This window comes from Micromonospora sp. WMMD558 (assembly GCF_049315255.1).
GTDB lineage: Bacteria > Actinomycetota > Actinomycetes > Mycobacteriales > Micromonosporaceae > Micromonospora.
Genome location: NZ_CP186061.1, coordinates 4,843,036 through 4,860,292, shown reverse-complemented (window position 1 = coordinate 4,860,292; position 17,257 = coordinate 4,843,036). Strand labels below are relative to the sequence as shown.

Here is a 17,257-nt window from a genome sequence, read left to right as displayed (position 1 = left end):
CGCACCCCCCATGTTCTCCCGTCCCACGCCTCGACGGTACCCGAACGCCCGGACCGGCCCCCGCGCCCACCCTTGGCGATCAAGGTTCGGTGACGAGGGCGTTGCGTGGGACCGAATCGGCCTCATAGCGGCTAGTGTTAGGTCAGAACGTTCAAGCCCCCCGGGGAGGTGGGACGTGGCACGCAGCGACGACGCGGACTCGCGCGCCGCACGGTGGGAGAAGGAGGCCCACGATCTCTCCACGCAGGTCGCGTTCCTTCAAGAGGAACTCGCTCTGGTGCGGCGCAAGTTGACCGAAAGCCCCCGACACGTCCGGCAGCTCGAAGAGCGGCTGGCGGCCACCCAGGCTCAGTTGGCGCGGCTGACCGAGAACAACGACCGGCTCGTGAGTACCCTCAAGGAGGCTCGCGCGCAGATCGTGACGCTCAAGGAGGAGATCGACCGCCTCGCCCAGCCGCCGAGTGGCTACGGGGTCTTCCTGGCGCGGCACGACGACGGCACGGTGGACGTGTTCACCGGTGGCCGCAAGCTCCGGGTGGCCGTCTCACCCTCACTCGACGTGGACGAGCTGCGCCGCGGGCAGGAAGTCCTGCTCAACGACGCCCTCAACATCGTCGACGCGTTCGGCTACGAGCGGGTCGGCGAGGTCGTGATGCTCAAGGAGGTGCTCGCCGGCCCCGGCGGCACCGCGGGCGACCGCGCCCTCGTGGTCTCCCACTCCGACGAGGAACGCATCGTGCACCTCGCGGAGACCCTGATCGGCACCTCGATCCGGGCCGGCGACTCGCTCATGATCGAGCCACGCTCGGCGTACGCGTACGAGCGGATCCCGAAGAGCGAGGTCGAGGAGCTGGTCCTGGAGGAGGTGCCCGACGTCGACTACACCGACATCGGCGGCCTCCACGCGCAGATCGAGCAGATCCGCGACGCGGTGGAACTGCCGTTCCTGCACGCCGACCTGTTCCGCGAGCACCAGCTCCGGCCGCCGAAGGGCATCCTGCTCTACGGTCCGCCCGGCTGCGGCAAGACGCTGATCGCCAAGGCGGTGGCCAACTCGCTGGCCAAGAAGATCGCCGAGCGGCGCGGCGAGGAGAAGCACACCAGCTTCTTTCTCAACATCAAGGGCCCGGAGCTGCTCAACAAGTACGTCGGCGAGACCGAGCGGCACATCCGGCTGATCTTCCAGCGGGCCCGGGAGAAGGCCGGCGAGGGCACGCCGGTCATCGTGTTCTTCGACGAGATGGACTCGGTGTTCCGCACCCGCGGCTCCGGTGTCTCCTCGGACGTGGAGAACACCATCGTCCCGCAGCTGCTCAGCGAGATCGACGGCGTCGAGGGCCTGGAGAACGTCATCGTCATCGGCGCCTCCAACCGGGAGGACATGATCGACCCGGCCATCCTGCGCCCCGGCCGGCTCGACGTGAAGATCAAGATCGAGCGGCCGGACGCCGAGGCGGCCAAGGACATCTTCTCCAAGTACATCCTCCCCGGGCTGCCCCTGCACCCGGACGACCTGGCCGAGCACGGTGGCGACCCTCAGGCCACCGTGGCGGCGATGATCGACGCGGTCGTCCTGCGGATGTACTCGGAGACCGAGGAGAACCGCTTCCTCGAGGTCACGTACGCCAACGGCGACAAGGAAGTCCTCTACTTCAAGGACTTCAACTCCGGCGCGATGATCCAGAACATCGTCGACCGGGGCAAGAAGATGGCCATCAAGGAGTTCCTCACCTCCGGTCGCAAGGGCCTGCGCCTGCAGCACCTCCTCGACGCCTGCGTCGACGAGTTCCGCGAGAACGAGGACCTGCCCAACACCACCAACCCCGACGACTGGGCCCGCATCTCCGGCAAGAAGGGCGAGCGGATCGTCTACATCCGCACGCTCGTCTCCGGCGGCAAGGGCGCCGAGGCGGGCCGGTCCATCGAGACCGCCAGCAACACCGGCCAGTACCTCTGACAACGGCACGACGAGGGCCCGGGGCGCGCGAGCATCCCGGGCCCTCACCCGTCACCGGGCGCGCCCACGCCGGACAGCCGCGTCACCATCGGTGGTGGCGCCGACTACGCTCGACTGCGGGACCGGTCGGGCGAGCGAAGCAGGTAGGTCGATGAGCGTAAGACGGATCATGGGCACCGAGGTCGAGTACGGCATCTCCGTGCCCGGCCAGGCCGGGGCCAACCCCATGGTCACCTCCTCCCAGGTGGTCAACGCCTACGGGGCGCGCCCGGAACTCAACCGGGGCGGCCGGGCCCGCTGGGACTACGAGGAGGAGTCCCCGCTGCGCGACGCGCGCGGCTTCACCTACTCCGGCGCCGCGTACGACCCCGCCGAGGCCCTCGCCGACGAGGACCTCGGGCTGGCCAACGTGATACTCACCAACGGCGCGCGGCTCTACGTCGACCACGCACACCCCGAGTACTCCACCCCCGAGGTCACCAACCCTCGGGACCTGGTGCGCTGGGACAAGGCCGGCGAGCGGGTGATGGCCGAGGCCGCGCGCCGCGCCGCCACCATCCCCGGCACCCACCCCATCCACCTGTACAAGAACAACACCGACAACAAGGGCGCCAGCTACGGCGCCCACGAGAACTACCTGATGCGGCGGCAGACCCCGTTCGCCGACATCGTCGCGTACCTGACGCCGTTCTTCGTCACCCGGCAGATCTTCGCCGGCGCCGGCCGGGTGGGCATCGGGCAGGACGGCGGGCAGAGCGGCTTCCAGATCTCCCAGCGCGCCGACTTCTTCGAGGTCGAGGTGGGCCTGGAGACCACCCTCAAGCGGCCCATCATCAACACCCGGGACGAGCCGCACGCCGACGCCGACAAGTACCGGCGGCTGCACGTCATCATCGGCGACGCCAACCTGTCGGAGATCTCGACGTACCTGAAGGTCGGCACGACCGCGCTGATCCTCACCATGATCGAGGAGAAGGCGCTCGGCCCCGACCTCGGCATCGCCGACCCGGTCAGCGAACTACGCGCCGTCAGCCACGACCCGTCGCTCACCCACCTCATGCGACTGCGCGACGGCCGGCGGCTCACCGCACTCGACGTGCAGTGGGCCTACTACGAGCGGGTGCGTTCCTTCGTGGACGACCGGTACGGCGCCGACGTGGACGAGCAGACCGCCGACGTGCTCGCCCGCTGGGAGAGCGTCCTGGACCGGCTCGGCCGGGACGTCATGCTCTGCGCCGACGAACTCGACTGGGTGGCGAAGCTGCGGCTGCTGGAGGGCTACCGGGAGCGGGAGAAGCTCGGCTGGGGCTCCCACAAGCTGCAACTGGTCGACCTGCAGTATTCGGACGTCCGGCCGGAGAAGGGCCTCTACCACCGGCTGGTCTCCCGCGGCGCCATGAAGACCCTCCTGCCGGAGGAGGAGACGCGGACGGCGATGACCGAGCCGCCGGAGGACACCCGCGCCTACTTCCGGGGCCGTTGCCTCGCCCAGTACGCCTCCGAGGTCGTCGCCGCGAGCTGGGACTCGGTCATCTTCGACGTCGGCCGCGAGTCGCTGGTGCGGGTGCCGATGATGGAGCCGGAACGCGGCACCCGCAAGCACGTCGGCGCGTTGTTCGACCGCTGCGAGAGCGCGAAGGATCTGCTGGAGACCCTGACCGGCGGCTGAGCCGTCACCGCCGTGCTGCCCGAAAGCCCGTCGTGTGCCGCGAGCCGGCGCGCGACGGGCTTTTCGTCGCCCGCGCGAGGTAAGTTTCTCGCAGACGATCGTGGAGGAGGCAGCCATGGCCACTCGTGACAGCGGCGGGCAGTCGCAGACCGGGAAGTCCCGGCAGGGCGAGGAGATCGAGGACGTCGCGACCGAGGCGAACCCGGAGGTCGCCGAGCGGCACGCCGAGATCACCGAGGACGTCGACGACCTGCTCGACGAGATCGACTCCGTCCTCGAAGAGAACGCAGAAGAGTTCGTGCGAGGTTACGTACAAAAGGGAGGCCAGTGATCATTTAGGGTAAATCGGACATGCCGCTTTCCTCGGATGATCAGGACGGGCGACGGCGCTGCCGTGACTGCGGGGAATGGAAGCCGCTCGCGGACTTCTGCGCGAGCAGCAAGCGCCCCAGCGGTCGCGGTAGCTACTGCAAGCCGTGCTTCAACCAACGCTCCAAGGCCAGCTATGCCAAGCGGGTGAAGGCGAAGCAGGGCCGAGATGTGAAACAGGCCCGGGAAGTCCCGGAAGGGCATCGCTTCTGCGCGGACTGTGGAACTGTCAAGCCCGTGGTCGACTTCCCCCGCAATCGATCGGACAGCTCGGGCTACGCCACCTACTGCAAGCCCTGTCACAACAGCCGCACCCGGGAGGTCAGGCAGCGGCTGTACGGCGGCAGCCGGGAGTACCACCTGCGGCGCCGCTACGGGGTCGGGCAGAAGGAGTTCGACGAGCTGCTCGCGGAGCAGGGCGGGGTCTGCGCCATCTGCGGCGTGGAAGATCCGCAACACCTGGACCACGATCATCGCACCGGATGGGTGCGCGGGATACTCTGCTTCAACTGTAATGGTGGTCTTGGCCAGTTCCGGGACAGTCCGGAGAGGCTGGCCAGGGCGATCACGTACCTGAGAGGAACCACGTGGCAGCGGGTTTTGATCCATCCGGGCGTCTTCCAGATGTGTTCACCAACGCGGGGACGTCCTCCTTCACAGCGTTCCTGAGCAAGGTGGCCCCCGAGATGCTGCCCGGTCGTCGGCCGCTGCCGCCGGGCATGGCCGCCGACCTGGCGCCGCACGCCACCACGATCGTGGCGATCTCGGCGGTCGGCGGCGTGGTGATGGCCGGCGACCGGCGCGCCACGATGGGCAACCTGATCGCCCAGCGGGACATCGAGAAGGTGCACCCGGCGGACGCGTACTCGCTGGTGGGCATCGCGGGCACCGCCGGCATCGGCATCGAGCTGATGCGACTGTTCCAGGTGGAGCTGGAGCACTACGAGAAGATCGAGGGCGCGATGCTCTCGCTCGACGGCAAGGCCAACCGGCTGGCGTCGATGATCCGCGGCAACCTGGGCGCCGCGATGCAGGGCCTGGCCGTGATCCCGCTGTTCGCGGGCTTCGACCTGGCCGCGACCGACCCGGCGAGGGCGGGCCGGATCTTCAGCTTCGACGTGACCGGCGGCCCGTACGAGGAGACCGGCTACGACGCGATCGGCTCCGGCTCGCTGTTCGCGCGGTCGGCCCTGAAGAAGCGGTTCCGGGCCGGGCTGTCGATCGACGACGCGGTCCGCCTGGCGGTGGAGGCGCTGTACGACGCGGCCGACGACGACACCGCGACCGGCGGCCCGGACCTGACCCGGCGGATCTACCCGGTGGTGATGACCGCGACGGCGGAGGGCACGCACCGGCTCACCGACGCCGAGACGGCGGCGATCGCCGAGAGCGTGGTCTCCGGCCGCATGGAGAACCCGGGCGGCTGAGGCCGTCCCACCCGACAGCAGTCCCCAGCACAGCGCCGTAAGGAGAACCGCCGCCGTGGCCATGCAGTTCTACGCCTCGCCCGAGCAGATCATGCGCGACCGCTCCGAGCTGGCCCGCAAGGGCATCGCCCGGGGGCGCAGCGCGGTGGTCCTGAGTTACGCCGGCGGGGTGCTCTTCGTCGCGGAGAACCTGTCCAGCGCCCTGCACAAGGTCAGCGAGATCTACGACCGGATCGGCTTCGCCGCCGTGGGCCGGTACAACGAGTTCGAGAACCTGCGGCGGGCCGGCGTACGGATGGCCGACCTGAACGGGCTGAGCTACGACCGGCGGGACGTGACCGGCCGGGCGCTGGCGAACGCGTTCGCGCAGACCCTCGGTGCGATCTTCACGGAGCAGTCGAAGCCGTTCGAGGTGGAGATCTGCGTTGCCGAGGTCGGCACGACGCCGGAGGACGACGAGCTGTACCGGCTGACGTACGACGGCTCGGTCAACGACGAGCCGGGCCGGATGGCGATGGGCGGGCAGGCCGAGGCGATCACCGGCGTGCTGAAGTCGAACCACCGTCCGGACATGTCCCTGGGCGAGGCGGTGAAGGTGGCGGTGCAGGCGCTGGGCAGTGTCGGCGGTGAGGGCGGGGCGTCGCGCACGATCGCGGCCAACCAGCTGGAGGTGGCGGTCCTGGACCGCAGCCGGGTGGGGCGAACCTTCCGGCGGATCACCGGGGACGCGCTGACCGCCCTGCTCGACGGCGGCAAGGCCGAGGAGCCGCCGGCGCGGCCGGAAACCCCGACGGTGCCGACCGAGGCGGCGCACAAGCCGACCACCTCCGCGGGTTCGGCCGACCTGGAGGGCCAGGAGCCGGAGCGCCCGGAGTCCTGAGCGTCGACGCGGGGGAGCGGCGGCCGGGTACGGCGCGCGCAGCCCGGCCCGGCGCGGTCCGCGCACAACCTGGCCCCGCGCCGTCCGCGCGCAGCCCGGCCGCGCACAACCCGGCCCCGCGCAGCCCGGCGCGGTCGCGCAGGCCGGCGCGGTCGCGCAGGCCGGCGCGGTCGCGCAGGCCGGCGCGGTCGCGCAGGCCGCGTGTGCTCACGCCTTGACGAGCGGCTCCCACCAGGCCCGGTTGTCCCGGTACCAGTCGATGGTCGCGGCGAGCCCCGCGTCGAAGTCGACGGTGGGCGCCCAGCCGAGCTCGCGGCGGCTGGTGGTGGTGTCGAGTGCGTAGCGCCGGTCGTGGCCCTTGCGGTCGGGCACCGGCGTCACCCGGTCCCAGCCGGCGTCGAACGCGGCGAGCAGCCGCGCGGTGAGGTCGCGGTTGCTGAGTTCGGTGCCGCCGCCGAGGTGGTAGACGCCGCCGGGTCGGCCGGCCTGCTGGGCGCGGACGATGCCGTGGCAGTGGTCGTCGACGTGCAGCCAGTCGCGGACGTTGCCGCCGTCGCCGTACAGCGGCAGCGGGCGGCCGTCGAGGAGGTTGGTGACGAAGAGGGGGATCACCTTCTCCGGGTGCTGGTAGGGGCCGTAGGTGTTGGCGCCGCGGGTGATGACCACGTCGAGGCCGTGGGTGCGGTGGTAGGCGAGGGTGAGCAGGTCGGCGGCGGCCTTGGAGGCGGAGTACGGGGAGCTGGGGTCCAGCGGCGCGGACGGCGGCCAGCAGCCGTGGTCGATGGAGCCGTACACCTCGTCGGTGGAGACGTGCACGAACCGGTGGGTGCCGTGCCGCAGGGCGGCGTCGAGCAGGGTCTGGGTGCCGACGACGTTGGTGGTGACGAAGGGCGCTGCGCCGGTGATGGAGCGGTCCACGTGCGACTCGGCGGCGAGGTGGACGATCACGTCGTGCCCGGCGACGATGTCGTCGACGAGGTCGGGGTCGCGGACGTCGCCGTGGACGACGTGCAGCCGGGGGTCGTCGCGGACCGGGTCGAGGCTGCCGTCGGTGCCGGCGTACGTGAACGAGTCGAGCACGGTGACCCGGTCCGGCGGCAGGGTGGGCTCGGCGCCGTCGAGCAGGCGCCGCACGTACGCCGAGCCGATGAACCCGGCGCCGCCGGTGACGAGGATCCTCACGGTTCGCACCGTACCTCCGGGGCGGGGGTGGCCCGGACGGAGCCGGCGGACGCGGGCGGGCGCCGCGTGGGACGGGCGTGGCGAGCGCTGCCCATGTGGGGCGTCGGGCGGCTAATGTCTCATCATGGAGCGGCGAATCTTCGGCCTCGAGACCGAGTACGGCGTCACCTGCACCTATCGCGGGCAGCGCCGGCTTTCCCCCGACGAGGTCGCGCGGTACCTGTTCCGGCGGGTGGTGTCGTGGGGCCGGTCGAGCAACGTGTTCCTGCGCAACGGGGCCCGGTTGTACCTGGACGTGGGTTCGCACCCGGAGTACGCGACGCCGGAGTGCGACTCGGTGGTGGACCTGGTCGCGCACGACCGGGCCGGTGAGCGGATCCTGGAGGGGCTGCTCGTCGACGCGGAGAAGCGGCTGCACGACGAGGGCATCGCGGGCGAGATCTACCTGTTCAAGAACAACACCGACTCGGCCGGCAACTCGTACGGCTGCCACGAGAACTACCTGGTGTCGCGGCACGGTGAGTTCGGCCGGCTGGCCGACGTGCTGATCCCGTTCCTGGTGACCCGGCAGTTGATCTGCGGGGCGGGGAAGGTGCTGCAGACGCCGCGCGGGGCGGTGTACTGCCTGTCGCAGCGGGCGGAGCACATCTGGGAGGGTGTGTCCTCGGCGACCACCCGCAGTCGTCCGATCATCAACACGCGGGACGAGCCGCACGCGGACGCGGAGCGTTACCGGCGGCTGCACGTGATCGTCGGCGACTCGAACATGAACGAGGTCACCACGCTGCTGAAGGTCGGCACGGCGGACATCGTGCTGCGGATGATCGAGGCCGGCGTGGTGATGCGGGACCTGACGCTGGAGAACCCGATCCGGGCGATCCGCGAGGTGTCGCACGACATCACCGGGCGGCGGAAGGTGCGGCTGGCGTCCGGCAAGGAGGTCAGCGCGCTGGAGATCCAGCAGGAGTACCTGGCGAAGGCGACGGAGTTCGTGGAGCGGCGCGGCGGCGACCAGCCCGCGAAGCGGGTGGTGGAGCTGTGGGGCCGGGTGCTGCGGGCGGTGGAGACCGGTGACCTGGAGCCGGTGGCCCGGGAGATCGACTGGGTGACGAAGCTGCGGCTGATCGAGCGTTACCAGCGCAAGCACGACCTGCCGCTGTCGCACCCGAGGGTGGCGCAGATGGACCTGGCGTACCACGACCTGCGCCGTGGTCGGGGCCTGTACGGGCTGCTGGAGCGGCGGGGCGAGGTGGACCGGGTGGCGACGGACCCGGAGATCTTCGAGGCGAAGGAGACGCCGCCGCAGACGACGCGGGCGCGGCTGCGGGGCGAGTTCATCCGGCACGCCCAGGAGAAGCGGCGGGACTTCACCGTCGACTGGGTGCACCTGAAGCTGAACGACCAGGCGCAGCGCACGGTGCTGTGCAAGGACCCGTTCCGGGCGTACGACGAGCGGGTGGAACGGCTGATCGCCAGCATGTGACCGGTGGCGGGTCGGTTCGGGACGGTGTGCGTGGTCCCGGGCGGCCCGCCGGGTAGGCTGTCGGCGCCATGATGCCTACCGAACCGGCCGGTCCGGGCTCCGAGAAGCAGAGCTGGGCCGAGCGCCGCCGCCAGAAGATCCGCGAGGAGATCGAGCGTAACCGTCGCGGGGAGTACACGGTGCCCACCTGGGTGCTGGCGCTCGCGCTGGCGTTGATCGTGGGCGCCTGGGTGGCGATCGTGGTCTTCGCCTGATTCGTCCTGCGGGCAACTCACTTCACCCGGCAGGCGCCGGGCGCTCAGTCCAGCAGACCGGCGGCGTGGCGGCCGGCCGCGGCCGCGGCGAGGAAGTAGGCGCGGTCGGCGTCCAGGCCCCGGCCCATCGTGGACAGCGGCACCGGGCTCGCCCGCAGGGCGGCGTCGAGCCCGTCGACCGGCACCCGGACCACGGCGTGTCGGGCCGTGAGGGGCGCCAGCGCCGCGTCGACCGCGCCGGCCAGCGCCGGGTCGAGGCCGTCGGGCACGATCAGCTCCGCGCGGGCCAGGGCCACCCGACCGTACGCGGTGAGGCTGTGGTGGGACACGCCGAGGTGCCGGGGTCGGGGGTCGGCGTCGGAGATGCGCAGCGACCCGATCGGCCGCCCGCCCAGCGCGGCGACCGCGTTCACCGCCTCGCCGACGGCGACGCCGGAGAATCCCCAGCGGGTGCCGGTACCGAGGTTGCCCGGACCCTGGGCGACGACCGCCACGTCCGCGCGCAGCACGTGCCGGGCGGCGAGCAGCCCGGTGTGCAGCGTGCTGGCCTCCAGGTCCCCGCCGAACGCCTGCCCGACGCTGACCGTGCCGGCCAGGCGGCCGCGCAGCCCGGCGAGGGTGCGGGAGAACCAGGCCGGCAGCGCGCCACCATCGGTGAGCAGGTACGCCACCCGGGCGTCGGGGGCGTCGGCGTGGATCCCGGCGAGGACCGCCGGTAGGGCGGAGTGCAGGTCGGCGGTGACCACCGGCAGCCCGGCCAGGTCGTCGGCGTCGGCCAGGACCGCCCGGTGCGGCGACGCCTCCTCGTCCACGCCGAGCAGGATCGGCTGCAACGGCGTGTAGCGGGCCTTGACCAGGTGGCCGGCGTCGCGGTTGTCGGCCGGTGCGGGCGGGTCCGGCGGCAGCCGGTCGGGCAGGGCCACGACGAGGGCGTACCCGCCGGTGCCGAGGCCCATCAGCAGCGCCCCGGCGTTGAGCAGCACGCGGTCGCCGACCTGCGGCCGGCCGACCAGGTCGGGGTACGCGAGGGCCCGCATCGCCGTGCCGTCGCCGAGCGCGACGTCCAGCTCGACCGCGCCGGTCCACTCGCGCCGCAGCGCCGTCACGGTTCCCGCCCGCCATCGCACCATGCGGTGGACGCTAGCGGTCACGGTCGGGGTGACCGGTGCCCGGGGTGGCGGTCGGGTCGGTGAAGGCGTAGCGGATCTCGGTCCCGCGCTCCGGTGCCGCCACGCGGTCACCCGGCTGCGGTCACACGTCGGGTGACGACCGTGACGCGCGACGCGTGGGGTACACGTGTTCGGCGTGCCGGCTGCTAGCGTCTACCGCGTGTCGCGGACCCGCACCGAACGCCTGGTCAACCTGGTGATCTGTCTGCTGTCCACGCGACGGTTCCTGACCGCCGCGCAGATCGCCGCGACCGTGCCCGGCTACGAGCACGATCCGCACGACGCGCGGGACCACGAGGCGTTCCAGCGCAAGTTCGAACGGGACAAGGCCGAGCTGCGTGAGCTGGGCGTCCCGTTGGAGACCGGGACGGCCAGCGCGTTCGACGTCGAGCCCGGCTACCGGATCGCCCGGCGGGAGTACGCGCTGCCCGACATCCCCCTCGAACCGGACGAGGCCGCGGCGGTGGGCATCGCCGCGCGGCTCTGGCAGCACGCGGGCCTGGCCGCCGCGGCCTCCTCGGGGCTGGCGAAGCTGCGCGCCGCCGGCGTCGACGTGGACCCGCAGGCCACCCTCGGCCTGGAGCCGATGGTGACGGTCGACCCGGCCTTCGCGCCGCTCACCGCCGCCGCGCGGGACCGCCGCGAGGTGAGCTTCGACTACCGCGTCCCGGACCGCGACGAGCCGTCCCGCCGCCGGCTGCAGCCGTGGGGTGTGGTCTGCTGGCGGGGCCGGTGGTACGTGGTTGGCCACGACCTGGACCGGGCGGCGACCCGCTGCTTCCGCCTCTCCCGGGTGGTGGGAGCGGTGCGGGTGACCGGCCGTCCGGGGGCGTTCGAGCCGCCGGCCCGGGTCGACCTGATCAGTCACGTCGCCCGCTGGTCCGGCCCGGTCGAGCGCACCGGCCGCGCCACGGTCCTCGCCGCCCCCGGCCGGGCCGCCGGGCTGCGCCGCTGGGCGGTGGGGACGAGCTCCGGGCCGGACGGTGACCGGCTGGTCCTGCCGTACGCCGACCCGGACTTCCTCGCCAACCAGCTCGTCGGGTACGGGCCGGACGTGCGGGTGCTCGACCCGCCGGAGGTGCGGGAGGCGGTCATCCAGCGGTTGAAGGAGATCGCCGCCCGCCACGACGACGTGGCCGTCGCCGGGGGTGCCCGGTGACCCGGCCCGCCGCCCGCGGCGGCTCCCGCACGTCCGCCGACCGGCTGGCCCGGCTGCTCAACCTCGTTCCGTATCTGCTGGCCCGCCCGGGCATCGCGATCGCCGAGGCGGCCGCCGACCTGGGCGTCACCGAGCGGCAGCTGCGGGAGGACCTGGAGCTGCTGTGGGTGTGCGGGCTGCCCGGGTACGGCCCGGGTGACCTGATCGACATGGCGTTCGACGGTGACCGGGTGACGATCACCTACGACGCGGGGATCGACCGGCCGCTGCGGCTCACCCCGGACGAGGCGCTCGCCCTGGTCGTGGCGCTGCGGATGCTCGCCGAGACGCCGGGCGTGGCCAACCGGGAGGCCGTGGAGCGTGCCCTGGCCAAGATCGAGAACGCGGCGGGTGACCTGGTGGGCGCTCCGGTGGCCGTACGGCTGCCGGCCGACACCCGCAAGGTGGCGGAGCTGCGGGCGGCGGTGGAGAGCGGTCGGGCGCTGCGGATCACCTACTACACGGCCGCGCGGGACGAGACGACCGACCGGGTGGTCGACCCGTTGCGGATGCTGATGGTCGGTGGCCGGGGGTACGTGGAGGCGTGGTGCCGCCGGGCCGAGGGGATGCGCCTGTTCCGGGCCGACCGCATCGACGCGGTGACGCTGCTGGACGAGCCGGCCCGGGTGCCACCGCAGGCGCGCCCGCACGACCTCACCGAGGGCGTCTTCCGGCCCTCGCCGGACCTGCCGCTGGTCACCCTGCGGATCGGCCGCGGCGAGCGGTGGATCACCGAGTACTACCCGTGCGAGCGGGTCGAGGAGGGCGACGGGGACCAGTGGCTGGTGTCGCTGCGGGTCACCGACCTGGCCTGGGCGCGCCGGTTCGTGCTGGGCCTCGGCCCGGACGTCACCGTGGTCGCCCCGGCCGAGCTGGCCACCCAGGTGCACGCGGCGGCGGTCGCGGCCCTCGACGCGTACGCGACGCCACCGCCCCCGCGGGACCCCGCCGACCCGCCGGCGGCCGACCCGGCGGTGGCGGCCCCCACCCAGTAGGCTGGCCGCCGTGGTGACGTGGATCGTGGTCGCGCTGGTGCTGGTCCCGCTCGTGCTGTTCGGCCTGGCCGTCCGCCCGGTCGTGGCCCGGCTGCCCCGGCTGCGCCGCGCCGCCCTCGCCCTGCAGCGACGCGCCGGTGAGGCGGAGGCCCTCCAGGAGGCCGCCGAGGCTCTCCAGGCCCGGGCCGAGGCGCTGCAGGAGCGGCTGGACACCACGCAGCGCCGGCTCGCCGTGATCAAGGCGAAGCGCGGCGGCTGATCGATCTTTGCCGCGATCCTGCACGATTGCGCCCTGTTCCGCGCACGGATTGGCACGTTCCGGCGGTTGACGGGACATCGTGGGTTGGTCAAGACTTCACCGGGCCGGGACGATCCCTCACCGCCCGGCGGGTGGCAACGTCCCACGACGCACGTACGATGGGCTGCGGTACCACCCCTGCCCGACACAGAGCGACTGGAGCTTCCCATGGGTGCCCTCAAGCCGTGGCACATCGCCGTACTCGTGGTCGTGCTGATCCTGCTCTTCGGCGCGAAGCGGCTCCCCGACGCGGCCCGTTCGCTGGGCCGTTCGCTGCGGATCATCAAGGCCGAGACCAAGAGCCTGCAGGACGACGACCGCGACCTGGCCGAGAAGGCCGACGCGCAGGCCGGCTACCAGCCGCTGCCGCCGCAGGCGCACCAGGCGCCGCAGGCCCAGTACGGTCAGCAGGCCCAGTACGGTCAGCAGGCGCCCCACCAGGCCCCGCCGCAGCAGCCGGTCGTCGACCCGGTGCAGCGCGTCCGCGACCACTGACCGAAGGCCCCGACCACCGTGGCCTTCGCCCTGCGCAAACGCGGCCCGAGCAAGTTCGAGCGGGCCGCGGACGGCTCGATGACGCTGATCGAGCACATCCGTGAGCTGCGCAACCGGCTGTTCCGGGCGTCGCTGGCGATCCTGGTCGGCTTCGGCTTCGGCATCTGGCTCGCCGGCCCGGTGCTCAACATCCTCAAGAAGCCGTACTGCGATCTGGACGCGGCGCGCCTGACCAACGGGGCGTGCAACTTCGTCCAGCTCGGCCCGGCCGATCTGTTCCTGCTCAACCTGAAGATCGGTCTCTGGGTCGGCCTGATCATCGCCGCGCCGATCTGGCTCTACCAGCTGTGGGCGTTCATCGCGCCCGGTCTGCACCGGCACGAGCGGCGGTACGCGTACGTCTTCACCGGGCTGGCGGCGCCGCTGTTCGCCGCCGGCGCGGTGCTGGCGTACTTCGTCACCGCCAAGGGCCTGGAGTTCCTGCTGGACATCTCCGGCAGCGATATCAACACCACCCTGGACATCACCCGGTACGTCTCGTTCGTCACGAACCTGATCCTGCTGTTCGGGGTGGCGTTCGAGTTCCCGCTCATCGTCCTGATGCTCAACTTCGTGGGCATCGCCAGCGCGAAGCGGCTGCTGAGCTGGTGGCGGGTGGCGGTGTTCGTCTTCTTCGCCTTCGCGGCGGTGGTGACTCCCACCCCGGACCCGTTCGGCATGACGGCGCTGGCCATCTGCCTGTGCGCGCTGTACTTCGCCGCGGTCGGCGTCGCGTTCCTCAACGACCGGCGCAAGGGACGCGGCAAGGAGGTCTACGCCGGCATCGGCGACGACGAGGTGTCGCCGTTGGAGTTCGACGCCGCGCCGGTCGAGGCGGGGCAGCGGGTCGAGGCGAGCGCCCCGATCGCCGCCCCGGAGCCGATCGCGAAGCCGACACCGATCGACCGCCGCTACGACGACATGACCTGACCGCGCCGGCGGCACCGGTGACGACACGAGCCCCCGCCCGGGGCTCGTGTCGTTTTCGTTGGAGAAGGCCGTGGTGCCCTCGACGCGTGGCGGTTGGGTCCATAGCGCAGCAGCGCTCCGCCGTCAGCCATCAGTCGGCAATCCGTCACGAGGCATTCGCAAGCCGCCACCGGGTTATCAGGTCACTACGATGTGTCGACGTGCCCGACGAGGGAGGTCACCCACGTGCGTCGTTGGACGTTCCGCCCTCCGTCCGTCACCGCGCGGGCCGCACCCGCACCGCTGCGGCGTGGGTTGCCCGTCGCCCGGATGGCCGTGCTGCTGGGTGCCGCCGCCGGGGCCTTCTTCCTGAGCGCGCTGCTCGGCGCCGACCCGGCCACCGCCGGGGACCGGACCGGCGCCACCCCGAACACCATTCCCACGCCGGCCGTCGCCACCCTGCTTGAACGAGCCGTGGACGCGGTCGACCCGCCCGGCCCACCTCCCGCACGGCGCGGAACCGGCAGACCGCCGACGGAGGCCGGCGAAGGGGACCGGGACCGCGTCCTGACCTCGACCGGCCGGCGGGGCCGGTCGCCCGGGCGTGCGGGCGTCGCCGGGGCCGACCCCGCGACGGCCACCGACCTTCTCGCCGCCCGGGCGGCCCGGGTGACGCGGGGCCTGCCCAGGGACCGGGACGACGCGCGCGGCCAGCGCCGCGGGGACGAGCGGAAGCGGGACCGGTCCGGGGCCGGCGCGGTACCCGTGGAGGCGTCGGCCGTCGTTCGGCCGGTGACCACGAAGGCGCGAGCCGTCCTGAAGCCCGCGGTCACCGGGGGAGCGACCGTCGTCGGACCGCTGGTGCACACGGCCCGGTCCACGACGGCCGGCGTGCTGACCCGGGTCACCGGGGTGGTCGGCGTCGCCGTTCCGGTTCTCGCCACGAGTCCCGTCCACCCGGGAGAACCCTCGTCGCCTCGCGTCACCGTCCCGGACGCGCCGACTCCTGCCGCCGCGTCGGGTGCGGTGCCGCCCGCCCTCCCGGGCCCGGCGCGGCCCGCCGCGGGGACGACCGGACCGGAGGGTGCCGCGCACCGTCCGCCGCGGGTCGCAGGGTCCCCGCTCGCCCCCGCGCCGGCCTCGGACGGGGGGACGTGGTGCCCCGAGCCGTCCGGCGAGACGTCCGCCGGGACGGTGCCCCGCCCGGCGGCCCCGCCGCCCGGCGCGCCGACCGCTCCGGACGACGACTGCGCCACCACCACGGACGGCGGCGGGCCGGCGTCCCCGCCGGCTGTCGCCGCGGAGCGCCCGACGCGAGCCGCTCGCGCGCCCGTACGCCCGTCGGTGGCGCCCGGTGACCGGCTCGCGGGAACGGACGCGCGGCCCGGCTGAGTCCCGGCGGACCCGCCCGTGCGGTCGTTGCGGCCCTCCGGCCGCTCCGCCCGGTGCGTGGTCGCTCAGGTCCCGTGACCGTCGTGACCGTCGGCGTGTCGCGGGACGGGACCCAGTTCGTCCGCGCGGCTGCCCGAGCGGTCCCGTCAACGGGACCGACCGGTTGCCGCGCAACCCCGAGATCGGAGCTTGCGTTGATCCGCGTTGTCGTTTCGGAGGCGATGGGCCTGCTGCGCACCGCGCTGTGCGCCGCCCTGTCCAGTGAGGAGGACATCGAGGTCACCGCCGAGGTGACCGACGTGGCGGACCTGCCCGGCGTGGTACGCCGGCACCGGCCCGACGTGGTGCTCGTGGACCTGGCGCCGGACGTACCGCCGCCGGTCGAGGTCGTCGCCGAGATCACCGGGGTGGCGCCCGACACGGCGGTGCTGGCCATGGACAGCCGGTGGAGCCCGGCCTCGGTCGGGGACCTGCTGGCGGCCGGCGCGCGGGGCCTGGTGGGCAAGGACACCCCGTTGCCGGCGCTGGTCGGTGCCGTCCGCGAGTTGGCGGCCGGGGGGAAGGTCATCGACGCGGCGGCTGCGGTGACGGCGCTGCATCCACCGTCCAGCCCGCTGACCCGTCGGGAGGTGGAGGTGCTGCGGGTGGCCGCGGAGGGGCTGCCGGTGAAGGAGATGGCTCGCCGGCTCTATCTGGCGCACGGCACGGTGCGCAACCACCTGTCGGCGATCATGCGGAAGACCGGCGCCCGGAACCGCATGGAGGCGGTGTGGCGGGCCCGGCGCGACGGCTGGATGTAGCGGTCCGGTCAGCGGTCCGGGCGGGACCGCCCGGACCGCGGCCCGCACCGTCCGGATGGGACGGTGCGGGCCGCGTCACCGAGCGGTACCCGGCGGTACGTGTTTGAATGCTGACGGCCCGTGATCGACCAGACCATGCTCGGGAGGCCCGGTGATCCGAACGCTGCTCGCGCTCGACGGTGCCCTGGTCCGGGGTGCGCTGTCACTCGTGATCGCCGCCGAGGAGGACATCAGCGTGGTGGCGGAGCTGGACCGGGGCGACGACATCTCGCCGGCGGTCCACGCGCAGCGCCCCGATGTGGCAGTCGTCGACCTCGACCTCGTCACCGGGGCCGCAACGGTGGGGCAGTGCCCCCTGCTGGTGCTCGCCGACCGCCGCCGCGCGGCCAGCCTGCACCGGGTCCTCGTGCCGGGGCGGACCGTCGGCATCCTCGGCTGCGACGTCGCCCCGCAGCGGGTCGTGGACGGGATCCGGCGGCTGGCCCGGCGGGAGTCCGTCGTCGACGCCGACCTGGTGCTGGCCGCGCTCACCGCGGACAGCCCGCTGACCATCCGGGAGACCGAGATCCTGGATCTCACCGCGGCCGGGGCGCCGGTCGTGGAGGTCGCCCGGGCACTCGGCCTCGCCCCGGGGACCGTACGCAACCACCTCCGGCGGATCACCCGCAAGGCGGGCGCGCGGACCAGGGTGGAGGCGGTACGGGTGGCCCGCGAGGCCGGCTGGATCTGACGGCGCTGGGG

Annotated in this window: 18 protein-coding genes; 16 read left to right on the top strand and 2 right to left on the bottom strand. The window is 72.8% G+C overall.

What is annotated here, in order from left to right:
* Positions 1–175 precede the first annotated feature (175 nt).
* The 6 genes from arc to prcA all read left to right on the top strand — a co-directional run bounded on the left by arc (position 176) and on the right by prcA (position 6,302).
* The gene (arc, locus tag ACN26Y_RS23065; protein ID WP_155332283.1) at positions 176–1,957 is read left to right on the top strand and encodes a proteasome ATPase; all 1,782 of its coding nucleotides are present in this window, start codon (positions 176–178) and stop codon (positions 1,955–1,957) included.
* 151 nt (positions 1,958–2,108) lie between these two features.
* Complete coding sequence (gene dop / locus ACN26Y_RS23060; protein ID WP_155332282.1) at positions 2,109–3,626, top strand: depupylase/deamidase Dop; 1,518 nt, start codon at positions 2,109–2,111, stop codon at positions 3,624–3,626.
* A 115-nt stretch (positions 3,627–3,741) separates the two neighbouring features.
* Positions 3,742–3,957 carry a ubiquitin-like protein Pup gene (locus tag ACN26Y_RS23055; protein WP_155332281.1) on the top strand — a complete coding sequence of 72 codons (216 nt, stop codon included), beginning with the start codon at positions 3,742–3,744 and terminating at the stop codon, positions 3,955–3,957.
* A 20-nt stretch (positions 3,958–3,977) separates the two neighbouring features.
* Complete coding sequence (locus tag ACN26Y_RS23050) at positions 3,978–4,664, top strand: endonuclease VII domain-containing protein (protein WP_422733508.1); 687 nt, start codon at positions 3,978–3,980, stop codon at positions 4,662–4,664.
* Positions 4,583–5,422, top strand: coding sequence for a proteasome subunit beta (gene prcB / locus ACN26Y_RS23045; protein WP_196255670.1), 840 nt, complete (start codon positions 4,583–4,585; stop codon positions 5,420–5,422). The genes ACN26Y_RS23050 and prcB overlap by 82 nt, the downstream gene beginning before the upstream one ends.
* Positions 5,423–5,477: 55 nt before the next feature.
* The gene (prcA, locus tag ACN26Y_RS23040; RefSeq protein WP_422733507.1) at positions 5,478–6,302 is read left to right on the top strand and encodes a proteasome subunit alpha; all 825 of its coding nucleotides are present in this window, start codon (positions 5,478–5,480) and stop codon (positions 6,300–6,302) included.
* A gap of 207 nt (positions 6,303–6,509) precedes the next feature.
* On the opposite strand, the gene rfbB is transcribed toward prcA, so the two are convergent.
* Positions 6,510–7,484 (bottom strand): dTDP-glucose 4,6-dehydratase, encoded by a 975-nt coding sequence (rfbB, locus tag ACN26Y_RS23035; protein ID WP_422733506.1) that lies wholly within the window; start codon positions 7,482–7,484, stop codon positions 6,510–6,512.
* Positions 7,485–7,608: 124 nt separating this feature from the next.
* On the opposite strand from rfbB, the gene pafA reads away from it, so the two are divergent.
* Both pafA and ACN26Y_RS23025 read left to right on the top strand, forming a co-directional pair.
* On the top strand, positions 7,609–8,967 hold the full coding sequence (gene pafA / locus ACN26Y_RS23030) for a Pup--protein ligase (protein WP_155332276.1): 1,359 nt from the start codon (positions 7,609–7,611) through the stop codon (positions 8,965–8,967).
* Positions 8,968–9,035: 68 nt separating this feature from the next.
* Positions 9,036–9,221, top strand: coding sequence for a hypothetical protein (locus ACN26Y_RS23025; RefSeq protein WP_155332275.1), 186 nt, complete (start codon positions 9,036–9,038; stop codon positions 9,219–9,221).
* Between the two features lie 44 nt (positions 9,222–9,265).
* Here ACN26Y_RS23025 and ACN26Y_RS23020 read toward each other — a convergent pair whose 3' ends face one another.
* Positions 9,266–10,351 carry a DUF3866 family protein gene (locus tag ACN26Y_RS23020; protein WP_155332274.1) on the bottom strand — a complete coding sequence of 362 codons (1,086 nt, stop codon included), beginning with the start codon at positions 10,349–10,351 and terminating at the stop codon, positions 9,266–9,268.
* Positions 10,352–10,550: 199 nt separating this feature from the next.
* Here ACN26Y_RS23020 and ACN26Y_RS23015 point away from each other — a divergent pair, with 199 nt between their 5' ends.
* The 8 genes from ACN26Y_RS23015 to ACN26Y_RS22980 all read left to right on the top strand — a co-directional run bounded on the left by ACN26Y_RS23015 (position 10,551) and on the right by ACN26Y_RS22980 (position 17,246).
* On the top strand, positions 10,551–11,549 hold the full coding sequence (locus tag ACN26Y_RS23015; protein WP_155332273.1) for a helix-turn-helix transcriptional regulator: 999 nt from the start codon (positions 10,551–10,553) through the stop codon (positions 11,547–11,549).
* Entirely contained in the window at positions 11,546–12,583 is a 1,038-nt protein-coding gene (locus ACN26Y_RS23010; RefSeq protein ID WP_422733505.1) for a helix-turn-helix transcriptional regulator, read from the top strand. The genes ACN26Y_RS23015 and ACN26Y_RS23010 overlap by 4 nt, the downstream gene beginning before the upstream one ends.
* A 10-nt stretch (positions 12,584–12,593) precedes the next feature.
* Complete coding sequence (locus tag ACN26Y_RS23005; protein WP_155332271.1) at positions 12,594–12,842, top strand: hypothetical protein; 249 nt, start codon at positions 12,594–12,596, stop codon at positions 12,840–12,842.
* 207 nt (positions 12,843–13,049) lie between these two features.
* A complete protein-coding gene (gene tatA, locus ACN26Y_RS23000; RefSeq protein ID WP_155332270.1) occupies positions 13,050–13,376 on the top strand; it encodes a Sec-independent protein translocase subunit TatA in 327 nt (108 codons plus the stop codon).
* 18 nt (positions 13,377–13,394) lie between these two features.
* Entirely contained in the window at positions 13,395–14,345 is a 951-nt protein-coding gene (tatC, locus tag ACN26Y_RS22995; protein ID WP_422733504.1) for a twin-arginine translocase subunit TatC, read from the top strand.
* A gap of 225 nt (positions 14,346–14,570) precedes the next feature.
* Positions 14,571–15,716 carry a hypothetical protein gene (locus tag ACN26Y_RS22990; RefSeq protein WP_422733503.1) on the top strand — a complete coding sequence of 382 codons (1,146 nt, stop codon included), beginning with the start codon at positions 14,571–14,573 and terminating at the stop codon, positions 15,714–15,716.
* A 194-nt stretch (positions 15,717–15,910) separates the two neighbouring features.
* Positions 15,911–16,516: a response regulator transcription factor gene (locus tag ACN26Y_RS22985; protein ID WP_230688725.1), complete on the top strand. Its 606-nt coding sequence runs from the start codon at positions 15,911–15,913 to the stop codon at positions 16,514–16,516.
* A gap of 151 nt (positions 16,517–16,667) precedes the next feature.
* Complete coding sequence (locus tag ACN26Y_RS22980; RefSeq protein WP_155332267.1) at positions 16,668–17,246, top strand: response regulator transcription factor; 579 nt, start codon at positions 16,668–16,670, stop codon at positions 17,244–17,246.
* The last annotated feature ends 11 nt before the right edge of the window (positions 17,247–17,257 follow it).

Bases quoted from the DNA above. Each gene is read 5' to 3' on its own strand.
- ACN26Y_RS23020 (WP_155332274.1), bottom strand. From the start codon at position 10,351: ATGGTGCGATGGCGGGCGGGAACCGTGACGGCGCTGCGGCGCGAGTGG.
- dop (WP_155332282.1), top strand. From the start codon at position 2,109: ATGAGCGTAAGACGGATCATGGGCACCGAGGTCGAGTACGGCATCTCC.
- ACN26Y_RS23025 (WP_155332275.1), top strand. From the start codon at position 9,036: ATGATGCCTACCGAACCGGCCGGTCCGGGCTCCGAGAAGCAGAGCTGG.
- ACN26Y_RS23055 (WP_155332281.1), top strand. From the start codon at position 3,742: ATGGCCACTCGTGACAGCGGCGGGCAGTCGCAGACCGGGAAGTCCCGG.
- tatA (WP_155332270.1), top strand. From the start codon at position 13,050: ATGGGTGCCCTCAAGCCGTGGCACATCGCCGTACTCGTGGTCGTGCTG.
- pafA (WP_155332276.1), top strand. From the start codon at position 7,609: ATGGAGCGGCGAATCTTCGGCCTCGAGACCGAGTACGGCGTCACCTGC.
- ACN26Y_RS23050 (WP_422733508.1), top strand. From the start codon at position 3,978: ATGCCGCTTTCCTCGGATGATCAGGACGGGCGACGGCGCTGCCGTGAC.